General features: G+C 35.8%; 12 protein-coding genes. 8 read left to right on the forward strand and 4 right to left on the reverse strand.

The window, feature by feature from the left end:
• The 3 genes from Q5O73_RS01185 to spoVG form a co-directional block, all read left to right on the forward strand.
• Positions 1-1,031, forward strand: a 1,031-nt coding sequence (locus tag Q5O73_RS01185; protein WP_302668854.1) for a sugar phosphate nucleotidyltransferase, incomplete at its 5' end; no start/stop codon positions are given.
• A complete protein-coding gene (glgD, locus tag Q5O73_RS01190) occupies positions 1,031-2,149 on the forward strand; it encodes a glucose-1-phosphate adenylyltransferase subunit GlgD (RefSeq protein ID WP_302668855.1) in 1,119 nt (372 codons plus the stop codon). The genes Q5O73_RS01185 and glgD, both read left to right, overlap by 1 nt.
• A 19-nt stretch (positions 2,150-2,168) precedes the next feature.
• A complete protein-coding gene (gene spoVG, locus Q5O73_RS01195; RefSeq protein WP_021952371.1) occupies positions 2,169-2,450 on the forward strand; it encodes a septation regulator SpoVG in 282 nt (93 codons plus the stop codon).
• Positions 2,451-2,487: 37 nt separating this feature from the next.
• Here spoVG and Q5O73_RS01200 read toward each other — a convergent pair whose 3' ends face one another.
• Positions 2,488-3,609 carry an acyltransferase gene (locus tag Q5O73_RS01200; RefSeq protein WP_302668856.1) on the reverse strand — a complete coding sequence of 374 codons (1,122 nt, stop codon included), beginning with the start codon at positions 3,607-3,609 and terminating at the stop codon, positions 2,488-2,490.
• 169 nt (positions 3,610-3,778) lie between these two features.
• On the opposite strand from Q5O73_RS01200, the gene pth reads away from it, so the two are divergent.
• The 4 genes from pth to Q5O73_RS01220 are packed head-to-tail and all read left to right on the forward strand — an operon-like array spanning position 3,779 to position 9,562.
• Entirely contained in the window at positions 3,779-4,333 is a 555-nt protein-coding gene (pth, locus tag Q5O73_RS01205; RefSeq protein WP_021952367.1) for an aminoacyl-tRNA hydrolase, read from the forward strand.
• Positions 4,334-4,342: 9 nt separating this feature from the next.
• Complete coding sequence (mfd, locus tag Q5O73_RS01210) at positions 4,343-7,840, forward strand: transcription-repair coupling factor (RefSeq protein WP_021952366.1); 3,498 nt, start codon at positions 4,343-4,345, stop codon at positions 7,838-7,840.
• A gap of 37 nt (positions 7,841-7,877) precedes the next feature.
• Positions 7,878-8,522 carry a hypothetical protein gene (locus Q5O73_RS01215; protein WP_302668857.1) on the forward strand — a complete coding sequence of 215 codons (645 nt, stop codon included), beginning with the start codon at positions 7,878-7,880 and terminating at the stop codon, positions 8,520-8,522.
• Positions 8,519-9,562, forward strand: a complete 1,044-nt coding sequence (locus Q5O73_RS01220; protein ID WP_302668858.1) for a D-alanyl-D-alanine carboxypeptidase family protein — start codon at positions 8,519-8,521, stop codon at positions 9,560-9,562. The genes Q5O73_RS01215 and Q5O73_RS01220 overlap by 4 nt, the downstream gene beginning before the upstream one ends.
• Before the next feature lie 69 nt (positions 9,563-9,631).
• Here the strand turns inward: Q5O73_RS01220 and Q5O73_RS01225 are convergent, their stop codons facing one another.
• The 3 genes from Q5O73_RS01225 to Q5O73_RS01235 all read right to left on the reverse strand — a co-directional run bounded on the left by Q5O73_RS01225 (position 9,632) and on the right by Q5O73_RS01235 (position 11,647).
• Entirely contained in the window at positions 9,632-10,324 is a 693-nt protein-coding gene (locus Q5O73_RS01225; RefSeq protein WP_302668859.1) for a J domain-containing protein, read from the reverse strand.
• Between the two features lie 80 nt (positions 10,325-10,404).
• A complete protein-coding gene (locus tag Q5O73_RS01230; RefSeq protein ID WP_302668860.1) occupies positions 10,405-11,235 on the reverse strand; it encodes a DUF5685 family protein in 831 nt (276 codons plus the stop codon).
• A gap of 1 nt (position 11,236) precedes the next feature.
• The gene (locus Q5O73_RS01235) at positions 11,237-11,647 is read right to left on the reverse strand and encodes a hypothetical protein (RefSeq protein ID WP_302668861.1); all 411 of its coding nucleotides are present in this window, start codon (positions 11,645-11,647) and stop codon (positions 11,237-11,239) included.
• 224 nt (positions 11,648-11,871) lie between these two features.
• Here Q5O73_RS01235 and Q5O73_RS01240 point away from each other — a divergent pair, with 224 nt between their 5' ends.
• A complete protein-coding gene (locus Q5O73_RS01240) occupies positions 11,872-13,317 on the forward strand; it encodes a sugar transferase (protein WP_302668862.1) in 1,446 nt (481 codons plus the stop codon).
• Positions 13,318-13,320: the final 3 nt, after the last annotated feature.

Raw genomic sequence — 13,320 nt, forward strand, 5'->3', positions numbered from 1 at the left:
ATATCGGAGGTGTTACAGTTCTCCCGCCTTACGAAAAAAGTGAGAACACGGAATGGTACACAGGTACGGCTAATGCTATTTTCCAGAATATGAATTATATGGAAACATATAATCCTGATTATGTTTTAATTTTGTCAGGGGATCATATTTATAAAATGGACTATGAAGTTATGCTGGATTACCACAAGGCAAATAATGCGGATGTTACTATTGCAGCTATGCCGGTACCAATAGAAGAGGCAAGCAGATTTGGTGTGGTAGTTACAGATGAAAATCATAAGATTACTGAATTTCAGGAGAAACCGGAACATCCAAAGAGCAATCTTGCTTCAATGGGTATTTACATATTTAGCTGGCCGGTTTTAAGGGATGCACTTATTAAACTGAAGGATCAGCCTAACTGTGATTTCGGTATGCATGTTATTCCATATGTTCATGAGAACGGAAAAAGAATTTTTGCATATGAATATACAGGATACTGGAAAGATGTAGGAACTCTTAAATCCTACTGGCAGGCAAACATGGAACTTATTGATATAGTTCCGGAATTTAATCTTTATGAAGAATTCTGGAAGATATATACCAAGAGCGAGGCGCTTCCACCACAGTATGTTTCAGCCGACTCTAAGATAGAGCGAAGCATTATCTGTAATGGATGTGAAGTAAGAGGTAATGTACATAATTCAGTTATAAGTGCAAATGTTGATATTGCTGAAGATGCAGAAGTTCATGATTCAATTATTATGCAGGGATGTAAGATTGGAAAGGGAACAAAGATTTATAACGCAATTGTAGCTGAAAACACCATTATCGGAGACAATTGTTCCATAGGTGATGGAGAATATGCTGACAGCAAGTTAAGTCAGAAGATTTACAATTGCGAATTAGCAGTAATTGGTGAAAATTCCACAATTCCAAGTGGAGTTACTTTAGGTAAAAATGTAGCAGTATCAGGAAAGACAGAACTTTCAGATTACCCTGACGGAAAGCTTTCATCAGGTGACTATATAGTTAAGGCAGGTGAGATTTAATGAGAGCAGTTGGTATAATTTTAGCAGGTGGAAATAATAGCAGAATGAAGGAGCTTTCCAAGAAAAGGGCTGTAGGAGCAATGCCTATTGCGGGAAGCTACAGAGCAATTGATTTTGCACTTAGTAATATGTCAAACTCACATATTCAGAAGGTGGCAGTATTAACACAGTATAATGCGTGGTCATTAAATGAACATTTAAGTTCATCAAAGTGGTGGGACTTTGGTAGAAAACAGGGAGGTCTCTTTGTATTTACACCGTCCATTACATCTGACAACGGTTTCTGGTATAGAGGAACAGCTGATGCCATTGCACAGAATATAGCTTTCCTAAAGAAAAGCCATGAACCTTATGTAGTTATTGCATCGGCAGATGCGGTATACAAGATGGACTATAACAAAGTTCTTGAAAAACATGTGGAAACAGGTGCCGACTTAACCATCGTATGCAAGAATGCAGGAGACAAGGCAGATGTATCGGAATATGGCGTTGTTAGTACGGATATTAATGGAAGAGTGGTAGATTTCGAGGAAAAACCACTTAATAAAGTTGGTGGACTTATATCTACAGGAATATATGTTATAAGAAGAAGACTTCTTATACAGCTTATTGAAAATTGCATTGCGGAAGACAGATACGATTTCGTAAACGACATTATAATAAGAAATAAAAGTACAAAGAAGATATATGTGTACAAAATAGATACATATTGGAAGAATATATCAAGTGTCAAGAATTATTATGATACAAATATGGACTTCTTAAAGCCGGAAGTAAGGGATTTCTTCTTTAGGCAATATCCGGATATATATTCAAAGGTGGAGGATTTGCCACCGGCAAAATATAACACCGGAGCAGATGTAAGTAACAGTTTGATTTCCAGTGGAAGTATCATTAATGGAAAGGTTGAAGGTTCTGTTGTATTTAAGCAGGCGTATGTTGGAAATAACTGCGTTATTAAAAATTCCATTATTCTTAATGATGTGTATATTGGGGATAACGCGGTTATTGAAAATTGCATTGTGGAAAGTCACAGTACCATTAATCCGGGAGAGCATCTTGGAGATGAAAATGAATTAAAGATTGTCAATGAAAGAAATTTCAGATATAGCTTGTAATAAGAAAGGGAGTAAAAATATGAACATAACAGACGTAAGAGTTAGAAAGATGACAAAAGAGGGCAAAATGAAAGCAGTTGTTTCAATTACAATTGACAACGAATTTGTTGTTCATGACATAAAGGTAGTTGAGGGAGACAAGGGACTTTTCATTGCAATGCCAAGTAGAAAGGCAGCAGATGGGGAGTACAGAGACATTGCCCATCCAATTAACTCAGATACCCGCAGCAATATTCAGAAAATAGTACTTGATGCTTATGAGAAAGCACTGTTAGAACCGGAAATTTCAGAGGAAGCATAAAAAGCAATTTTTTTAGAATAAGATCAAAAGGGAAGCATTATTTCATGGAAGTATCCGTGGAGTAATGCTTTTTCCCTGTAATAATATTTGTTACAAGAAATGTTAAGACAAATATTATGGTTACCTCAATTATACCTATATACCAGGTTGCAGCAGGAGAAAAGAAACTAAATATTGCATGTACATACAGTCTGATAGGGTAATGAATCAGAAACCAGTACATAGTGTCATTTCCTGCTTTAACGTGGAAGGAATTAGATAAAGCTTTTGATATATACCCTCTTTCAAAAGCAAATATGTATATTAAAAGAACACATAGTAAAAAGTCTACTATATATTTTATGTGAATATCAATGGTTATACTATTTCTGAAAACAAACCATAAGATATTTAACAAAACAATAACAGTTTCAGAAAAAGTATTAAATGCATTTAAATTGCTTTTTGATAACTTTACCATATCACAGAGAAGTATTCCTGAAATAAGGTAAAAAATTCGAAGATAAGGAGAAGTGTATGATAGTGAGTCAAAAAAGGTTCTGCTTTCAATAGCCTCAAATATATAATAAAAAATAATTATTAAGGCAAGATTAATTCCCCCAAAAAGAGACACGGCTTTTAAGCTGTTTTTTATTTTTTCATTTAGTTTTAGTAAAAGAGGGCAACATATATATAATAAAAACAAAGTTGATAAAAACCAGCCAACAGAATTAATTCCAGTACTTAATTGGAGAATACCTGTTGAAGATTGAACTAAAAATATGTCCAGAATAAGTTTAAATATAGTTTTGCAAAATGCAACAATAATAGTATTTCCATCTGAAATACTTAAATATAGGCAATATGGTAAACATACAAATAAAAGAATAAAATAAACAGGATATATTTTTTTTACGCGTTTGATGCCATATGAAATGGAGTTACGTAGTGTTATCTGTGGTAAATGCTCGTTACATTTATATGAATATGCGAGACCAAAGCCTGATAATATAAAGAAAAAATTAACAGCAACATAAGCGTTATGAAAAAAACGTGAATAAACATAGCCATTGTGTAGCAAAGACAAAAATTCCATATGAGATAACATAATGATAATCATCATATAAAAACGAAGTCCGGTAAATGAATTAATTCTTTTTTTTGAAACACTACTATTCATGTAAAAATCCCCTTTATAAATATTACTTTGTTAAGAATAAGTTATTAAAAAGAATAAGTCAATAAAAGGGATGTAAGAACATGGTAAATTCGTTGATTAATGATAATTTATGGTTTATAATCAGCAGATACAGGGGGATAATATAAATCAGATTAGTTAGGAGATTAATATGTACGCAATAATAGGTTTGGGAAATCCCGATAAAAAATATGACAAAACAAGACACAATGTAGGATTTGACGTTATTGATGAGTTAGCACGGCAAATGGCAGTGGAGGTAAAGACAAAACGGCATAAAGCTTTGTGTGGTATAGGTCAGATTGGTGCAGAAAAGGTTGTTTTAGTAAAACCCCAGACATATATGAATCTAAGTGGAGAATCTGTTAGGGCTGTAATTGATTTCTACAAATTAAACCCGGAAAGTGATATAATAGTAATATCTGATGATATTAGCCTGCCTACCGGTAAAATCAGAATAAGGGCAAAGGGAAGTGCAGGAGGTCATAACGGACTAAAAAGCATTATTGCCCATGCAGGTACAGATAAGTTTAAGAGAATTAAAGTGGGAGTAGGGGCTAACGAAGGAGATTTGGTTAAGCACGTTCTTGGAAAATTCTCTAAACAGGATAGAGTGGTCGTAGATGAGGCTATAAGAAATGCAGCGTCTGCAGCAGAAGTGATGGTAATATGTGGTGTGGAGGAAGCCATGAATAAATTTAACTAGGAGCAGAGAATGAATAGTTTTTACTATCCTCTTTTAAAATTAAATGAATATGAGCAGGTCAGGGACTGTCTGTCACAGAAAAAAACATGTCAGGTTACAGGATGCAGTGACTCCCAGCTTGCACATTTTATAACAGGATTAAGCGATGGCTACAGGCAGAAAGTCATCGTTACTTTTAGTGCATTAAAAGCAAAGGAAATATACGACGATATAAAGGGATTTACAGACGATGTGGTAATGTATCCCTCTAAGGATTTCATATTTTTCAGTGCTGATGTTCACGGAAATCTTATTTTACAGCAACGTTTGGAATTTATTGAAAAAATAGTAGAAGATAAGCCTTTTACCGTAATTGTAACAGCAGATGCCTTTATGGACAAAATTCAGCCTCTTGATAAAATAAAAGACAATTATCTGGAAATATCAGAGGGTAGCGTAATAGAGCAGGATGCCCTTAAAAAGAAACTGGTTAAAATGGGTTATGAGGCTGTGGAACAGGTGGATAGTCCGGGGCAGTTTGCTATAAGGGGAAGCATAATTGATATTTATACCTTAACAGATGAGGTGCCTTACAGAATAGATTTTTGGGATGACGAGGTTGACATAATAAAGAGTTTTGAAATAGAAAACCAGCGTTCAATAGAGAATCTTGAAAGTATAAAGATATATCCTGCCACAGAATATTTCTTTACAGAGGAAGAGATAAAGGCAGGACTTGATAAAATTAAGTTAGAATTAAACAAAACAGTAGAGAAGTTTAGAAAGAAGTTTAAAACAGAGGAAGCCCATAGACTTAAAACTACAGTGGAAGAGTTTATAACAAATATGGAAATAAATCCTTTTGGAGTATCTATAGATAGTTATGTAAACTATTTTTCTGACAGCCTTACAAGTCTTTTGGAATATTTTGATAACCCTATATTTTTTATTGATGAACCAAAGCGTGTGTTAGAGCAGTTAAATGCAGTTAACGGGGAGTTTAAGGACAGCATGACTAACAGGCTGGAGAAGGGCTACGTTCTCCCGGGGCAGACAGATGTACTTTGGAACAAAGAGAGAATAACAGATAAAATAAATTCATATACAAAGGTGGTATTTACTGCCATTGCACAAAAGGTTTCAGTATTTGATACAGAAGATTTTGTGGAAGTAGATGCAAGAAACATAAGTCCTTATAATAACAAATTTGAGATGCTTGTAGAGGATCTTAAAAGATACAAAAAGCAGAAATATAGCGTTTTGCTGGTAACCACATCTGCTACAAGGGGACAGCGTTTGGCAGAGGATTTGCGGGATTTTGGAATTAGTGCATTTTATGAAAAGGATGACACAAGAGAGGTAAATCCCGGAGAAGTAATGATTATATCCGGAAGGCTTAGAAAGGGATTTACATATCCCATGGTGAAATTTGTTGCCATTTCCGATACGGATATCTTCGGAGAACGGAAGAAAAAGCGCAGAAAGAAACATGGATATTCAGGAAGTAATATATCCAGCTTTTCTGATTTAAATATAGGGGATTATGTGGTACACGAAAACCATGGACTGGGAATATACCGGGGAATTGAAAAGGTGGAAGTAGACCATGTGGTAAAGGACTATATAAAGATAGAGTATGCAGGTGGAAGTAATTTATATATATTGGCAACTCAGCTTGATATGATTCAAAAATATGCCGACAGCGAGGCAAAGAAGCCAAAGCTTAACCGTCTTGGTGGTCAGGAATGGAACAAAACAAAGTCAAAGGTTAAGAAGGCTGTTGCAGAAATTGCCAAGGAACTGGTGGAACTTTATGCTATAAGACAAAATGGTCAGGGATATGCATTTTCGCCGGATACAGAGTGGCAAAAGGAATTTGAGGAAATGTTTCCTTTTGAGGAAACGGATGATCAGTTAAATGCCATAAATGAAGTTAAAAAAGACATGGAAAGCACCAAAATCATGGACCGTCTTATATGCGGTGACGTTGGCTTTGGGAAAACGGAAATTGCCATTAGAGCGGCATTTAAGGCAATACAGGATAACAAGCAGGTGGCGTATTTAGTGCCAACAACAGTGCTGGCACAGCAGCATTATAAAACATTTAAACAAAGATTTAAGGATTTCCCGGTAAGGGTGGAAATGCTTTCAAGATTTAGAACAAAATCAAACATAGACCAGAATATAAGAGATTTAAAAAAGGGATATGTGGATATAGTAATAGGAACTCACAGACTTTTATCTAAGGATGTTAAATTTAAGGATTTGGGTCTTTTGATTATTGACGAGGAGCAGAGATTTGGCGTAAAGCATAAGGAACAGATAAAGGAACTGAAAAACAACGTTGATGTTATTACATTAACGGCAACGCCAATTCCAAGAACCCTTCATATGAGCCTTATTGGCATAAGAGATATGTGTGTTATGGAGGAACCTCCTCAGGACAGAATGCCTATTCAGACCTTTGTAATGGAATATAATGAGGAGATTGCAAGGGACGCAATTAACCGTGAACTGGCAAGAGGAGGACAGGTTTATTTTGTTCACAACAGGGTTCAGGATATTGCAGATATGGCGGCAAGTGTTCAAAACATGGTGCCGGATGCCAATGTGGCATTTGCCCACGGACAAATGAGTGAGCGGCAGCTAGAAGAAATTATGTATGACTTTGTTAATGGAGACATTGATGTACTTGTAAGTACCACAATTATTGAAACGGGTCTGGATATTCCAAATGCCAACACCATTATTATTCACGATGCGGAGCGTATGGGATTGTCACAGCTTTATCAGTTAAGAGGCCGTGTGGGACGTTCAAACCGTATGGCATATGCATTTTTAATGTATAGCAGAAATAAAATGCTTACGGAAGTGGCTGAAAAACGTCTTGGTGCCATAAGAGACTTTACAGAGTTAGGTTCCGGGGTGAAAATTGCCATGAGAGATTTGGAAATCAGAGGAACAGGAAATCTTCTAGGTGCCCAGCAAAGCGGACATTTAGAGGCAGTGGGATATGATTTGTACTGTAAAATGCTAAATCAGGCTATTGAGGTATTAAAGGGTGAAACACCGGAAGAAGACTTTGAAACTAAGATTGATTTAATGTGTGATGCATTTGTTCCTGCATCTTATATTAAGAATGAAACTCTTAAAATGGATATATATAAGAGAATTGCAGGAATTGAAACTGACGAAGAGTACGAGGATATGCAGGACGAACTTATTGACAGGTTTGGGGATATACCGTCTCAGGTTGAAAATCTGTTACAGGTTGTTTTGCTTAAGGCAGCGGCTCACAAGGTTTACATTACGGAAATCAGTGGAACTAAAGACAAAATGAAAATAATGATGTGGAATCAGGCCAAAATAGATGTTGAGAGAATACCGATTCTTGTAAGGGAGTACAAAGGCAGACTTAAGTTTGTTACCGGTGATACACCGTACTTTGTTTATTCACCAAAGCCTGATGATGACAATGTAATTGGAAGGGCAGGAAAACTGGTAGAATCCATGTCCACACTTGTTTAGCAGTAAAGTCGCCATAAAGGTGCAGAATGGAGATTATATGAAAAAATTAGCAGTTGTTTTAATGTTAGCAGTGGTATTTACCATAACGCTGACAGGTTGCAGTAAGGACAAAGGCAATCAGGAAACTACCGCAGGTCAGGTTGATTTGTCGTCAAACAGTGAAGTTGCCATAAATGCAGGTGGTATAGGAGTTTTAACAGATGAAGTAAGATACTATGCCTACACGGCCCAGGCAACATATGAGGCTTACTATATTTCGGAAAACAAAAATATAGACTGGAAAAGCGACATGAAGAAAGGCGTTTCCTGGCAGGAGGGAGTAAAGAGCATTGTACTGGATGATATTTGCCGCAGGGAATATTTTTGTTCTCTGGCAAAAAAATACGATGTCCAGCTTTCTGACAGTGACGAGGACAGTGTAAAAGCAGCTGTTAATGATTTTTTTGAAGAATCTGATAGTGGTCTTGTTAAAAAAATTGATATTAAAAGACAGCGGCTTATAGAGGTTTTTGAAAAACAGAAAATTCAACAGAGAGTTGAAAGTAACGTTAATTCCTCTGACGACAATGCTGCCGATAATATGTATAAAAAGTGGAAAAAAGCAAATACTGTTACGGCAGGAGCAAGTTGGGATGAAATTAATTTTAATGAACATATATTTACATTGGAGGATGCAAAGTGAGAAGTCGATTGACTTGCGTAATCAGTGCAGCCATGGCAGTTTTACTTATTGTTTGCACTGTAAATTATGCATTTAATACAGGTAAGGAAAAAAAGAAAAATGGGAATCCGGTAATGGAGGCAGCTCAAAAGGAAGTTGTGGTTCAGGATTTTATACATGATAATTATGTAATTACAGAAAAAAATCCATGGACGGATTATAGCCTTCATCCGGTTAATTATAAGGAAACCAAAAGCAGTTCCTTTAGTGAAAATATTAGTGCACAGTCAGCAATATTGGTTGACATAAAATCAAATAACGTTCTTTATGCTAAAAACGAAAATAAGCATATGTACCCGGCAAGTACCACAAAGTTAATGACGGCACTTACGGTTTTGCAAATTATGAACGTTAATGATGTAGTTACAATAGGGGATGAAATAACCTTTATTGCTTCTGATTCCAGCAAGGCAGGTTTTTCCAGAGGACAGGTGGTAACAGTAAAGGAACTGTTGCAGGGACTTTTAATTTCATCAGGAAATGATGCTGCATATGTTTTGGCAAAGGCGGCAGGTCAGGAAATTTTTGAGGATAATATTGCCAATGAAGGAAAGACCTTTACTTCCCAGCAGTGCGTACAGCGTTTTGTATTGGAAATGAACAGAAATGTAAGGGACATGGAATTGGAAAATACCCATTTCACATCTCCTGACGGATACGACGATGATGATCAATATACCACAGCAACGGATTTATCTAAGATAGCCATTGAGGCATACAGTAATTCAGTTATTGCAGATATATGTGGTAAAAGTTCTGCATATTCAGATACACTTAGTAAAACATGGACTTCTACTAATGCACTGTTAAATAAAAATGGAAGTTTCTATTACGAATATTGTCAGGGATTGAAAACAGGAAGTACCGGATTGGCAGGAAAATGTCTTGTGTCAGTTGGAAAAAAGGGTGATAAGGAATGTGTCAGCGTGGTACTTAACGACAATACAGACGAGCAGCGGTGGAATGATGCGAAAAAAATGTTGAAATATGGATTGGAGTAAATAAGATGTTTTAATAAATAGGGGCTGTCGCACTGAATGAGCGACAGCCCCATAATTACGTAATATCATTTAGCATCTGCAACATAAATTCATAAGACATAACGCAGTACATGGATCAGAACAACAAAACATTTTATCCGGGTCACCGCCATATGAGTATTGTCTCTGATTGTACCATTGCCCACCACTTTCCAAGGTCTGAACCAGACGCTGATATGTGGCATTATTTGGTTCCATTTGAAGGGCTGTCTTTGCCATGTCAAGGGCAATAACATTATTTCCTACACCATTATTGGCAATGGCACTGAGGAAATACCAACGGGCATTTCGGTCATTTATGTTATTAAGTACGTTTAATGCTTCATTAAATCTGCCGTTGTTTATATAATTAGAAGCGGCAGAATAATATGAATCATCCTGACTGTATCCGGTATTTCTTCCATAGGAACCGCCGAAATCATCAAAGCCACCAAAACCACCAAAGCCTCCAAAAGGATTGCCACTATACTGACCGTAAGGGTTACCGTTATATCCACCACCGGAGTAGCTTCCGGAACCACCGGAATATCCGTTTTTACGCTCATTCATAATCTGGTCGTATGCCTGACCTACAAGCTTAAACATTTCTTCAGCTTTATCCTTGTTGGGATTGTTAATATTAGCATCCGGGTGATATTTTCTGCTTAACTTTCTATATGCTGTTTTAACTTCATCATCTGTGGCACTTGGGTCTATGCCAAGAACCTTATATGGATCGTTCATTTTGTATCTCTCAATCTGTTAAATTTAAAACTTTTTCACAATGAAACTTACGTTATATAAAGGATAACCATGGAAACGAATTATTTATTTTCAGTGCCTGTACCGGTTCTCTCTTTATAGATGGTGCTAAATCTGTTCCATACCCCGGCATAGAGAATATTGCGAAGTATTTCCGCATTTTCAAGAATAGGCAGGGTCTCAAATTCTTTGGAACATTCAGCCATCATCATAGTAAGCATCTGCTTTATTCTATCATCAAAACCGGGATTTTGGCAAATTTCCTTAAAAGGATTGTAGGAATTTTTTTTAATGTCCTTTTCTAAATCGTCATAGGCATCTAAAATATAAATAAATTTTCCAAGGAAAAATCCCATACGTGACAGCGTATCGCTCCAACGGTCTTTTTGTGGAACAAACAAAATTGCCATAATTTTACCGAAAATCCCTGCCATAACATCAATGCCTGTCTCATTATTTTTTTCGCGGGTACCGAGCTCGTTAAGCAATGAAGCTATAGCCTGGGATTTTTCCAGGTAATCATTTTTTCCTGATTTAATTAGTTTGGCAAATAAAAGCTTAATAACATTCCGGTCATCCTTCCAGTCATCCATAGACTTGTAATAGGACAAGATAATGTTCATATCTGCCACATAATCTGTATATTTAGAAGATATCATGCGGCGCTTTTTTGTGGGATGTGCAATGCATCTGTGCATTTCATCAAAAATTTCCGGTTCATAAAGTGCCGTTAAAAGCATACTTAAAAAAGTCATGTCATAGGTTAGGGTAAGCTGTCCCATTAATCCATATCGTTTCTTTAATGACCGGCATAGTCCACAATAATAACCTTTGTAAATGTCAAATTCTTTAATTTTTAATTCCGGTTTATTTACAACAACATATCCAAACATATTAACTTCTTCTTATAAATTTATTGTTGCATTTAGGACAGCGGATTTCGATTTTGCCGTGTCCCTTGGGAATACGGATTTTCTGACCGCAGCCGGGACACTTGAAAAATTTATAATATTTCCTCTGCTCTCTGGCTTCTTTACTGAAATTTTTATTAAATTTAATTTTAGAAATTATTCTTAAATACTTTTCGTTTTCAGCTGCACGCTTATATATGTTTCTCGAAAACATTCTAAAGTAAAGAAGAACAATAGAAGCAAATATTAAAATGCTTAATACGGAATTTACTGCACCTTTTGTGAAAAAGGAAAGAATGCAAAGAACAAATGTTACACCAAGTATAAATCTTGATAACTGGTCAATGCCGTATCTGCCATACATAAAATTGGAAAATTTATTTCTAAAGTTCATAACAAAACTCCTTTCAGAACAAATAACAATTCATAATATACAAATTACCAATTCTAAAAGGCAAAATCAATAATCATGGGGCATATTTAACACATAAGTCACAAAAGTTTACAAATATTCCATATTTACAATTAGTAGATAATAAGATAAAATAAAAACGGTATTAGGTCGAAAAATGTAGCAAATATAACTTGATATTGAGGCAAATTTGGGAGGGTACATATATGCATATAAAAAAAAGCAGCTGGATAAAGCATTTTGATTTTATTCTGGCCGATTTGATATGCTTAAACATAACATTTAATCTTGCATATTGGTTAAGACACGGAATTGCAAATGTATACGAAATAAAAGATTATCGAATGATAATGATTATGATAATGGTTTTGCATTTTTGTATAACATATTTTTCAAATTGGTACTCAGGAATCTTGAAACGTGGATATTTCGGAGAATTTCAAAAGGTATTTATATATAATTTGGAAATGATAGCAGTGGTTTTCAGCTATTTGTTTGTTATGCAGTTAAGTATACAGTATTCGAGATTGACATTTATAAGCTATTTTTGTATTAATACCATAGTTATGTATATGGTGCATATAATTTTGAAAAAAATTATTAATGATAATGAGGGACTGTCTAAGTATAACACAGTAAAAATTTTGGTGTTAGTCAATGAGGAAATGGCTGTGGATTCGGTTAATCTTATAAAAGACGGTCATGATAAAACTTATGATGTTGTGGGAATAGCCATTGTGGAGCCGGAATCAAAGTGTAGTGAAATTATGGGAATACCGGTAGTGGCGTATGGTAAAGACGTATATGAATATGTTTGTCATAACGTAATAGATGATGTACTTATATGTATGGACCCGGGCAGACAGGATGAAATCGAGCGGGTCACAAATAAGTTTTTGGAAATGGGAGTAACAGTGCATGTTAAGATGAATATGTTTACACAGGGACTTCCTAATGTATATTTTGGCAGAATTAATGCAGTTAATGTTTTAACAACAAGTATGAAGACGGTGCAGCCTTATGAGATTTTCTTAAAGAGGGCGCTGGATATATGTGCCGGCATTGTGGGCTGTCTCATAACAGCGATATTGTTTATTTTTATCGCACCGGCAATTAAAATTGCTGACCCTAAAGGTCCTGTATTTTTTGGACAGGAAAGGGTTGGAAAGAACGGCAGAAAGTTTAAAATATACAAATTCCGTTCAATGTATTCAGATGCTGAAGAACGAAAAAAAGAATATATGGACAAAAACAAAATGGATGGACTGATGTTCAAACTGGACAATGATCCCAGAATCATTGGCAGCGGACCTGATGGCAGTAGAAAAGGACTTGGACATTTCTTAAGAAGCACGTCTTTAGATGAGTTTCCAAATTTCTGGAGTATCCTTAAAGGCGACATGAGTTTAGTAGGAACCAGACCGCCAACAATGGATGAGTACGAGAAGTATGAGCTACATCATAAAAGCAGACTGGCTGCTAAGCCGGGGCTTACAGGAATCTGGCAGGTAAGTGGCAGAAGCGATTTTACGGATTTTGAAGAAGTTGTTAAGTTAGACAACGAATACATAAAAAACTGGACTATCGGACTTGACATAAAGATTATTTTAAAAACAGTCGTGGTAGTAATTGCAAGGAGAGGTTCAGTATAAAAT

The organism is Eubacterium sp. AF15-50 (assembly GCF_934835595.1).
Classification (GTDB): domain Bacteria; phylum Bacillota; class Clostridia; order Lachnospirales; family Lachnospiraceae; genus Eubacterium_G; species Eubacterium_G segne.

Coding starts and splice junctions, on each gene's coding strand:
- glgD (WP_302668855.1), top strand. CDS start 1,031: ATGAGAGCAGTTGGTATAATTTTAGCAGGTGGAAATAATAGCAGAATG.
- spoVG (WP_021952371.1), top strand. CDS start 2,169: ATGAACATAACAGACGTAAGAGTTAGAAAGATGACAAAAGAGGGCAAA.
- Q5O73_RS01200 (WP_302668856.1), bottom strand. CDS start 3,609: ATGAATAGTAGTGTTTCAAAAAAAAGAATTAATTCATTTACCGGACTT.
- pth (WP_021952367.1), top strand. CDS start 3,779: ATGTACGCAATAATAGGTTTGGGAAATCCCGATAAAAAATATGACAAA.
- mfd (WP_021952366.1), top strand. CDS start 4,343: ATGAATAGTTTTTACTATCCTCTTTTAAAATTAAATGAATATGAGCAG.
- Q5O73_RS01215 (WP_302668857.1), top strand. CDS start 7,878: ATGAAAAAATTAGCAGTTGTTTTAATGTTAGCAGTGGTATTTACCATA.
- Q5O73_RS01225 (WP_302668859.1), bottom strand. CDS start 10,324: ATGAACGATCCATATAAGGTTCTTGGCATAGACCCAAGTGCCACAGAT.
- Q5O73_RS01230 (WP_302668860.1), bottom strand. CDS start 11,235: ATGTTTGGATATGTTGTTGTAAATAAACCGGAATTAAAAATTAAAGAA.
- Q5O73_RS01235 (WP_302668861.1), bottom strand. CDS start 11,647: ATGAACTTTAGAAATAAATTTTCCAATTTTATGTATGGCAGATACGGC.
- Q5O73_RS01240 (WP_302668862.1), top strand. CDS start 11,872: ATGCATATAAAAAAAAGCAGCTGGATAAAGCATTTTGATTTTATTCTG.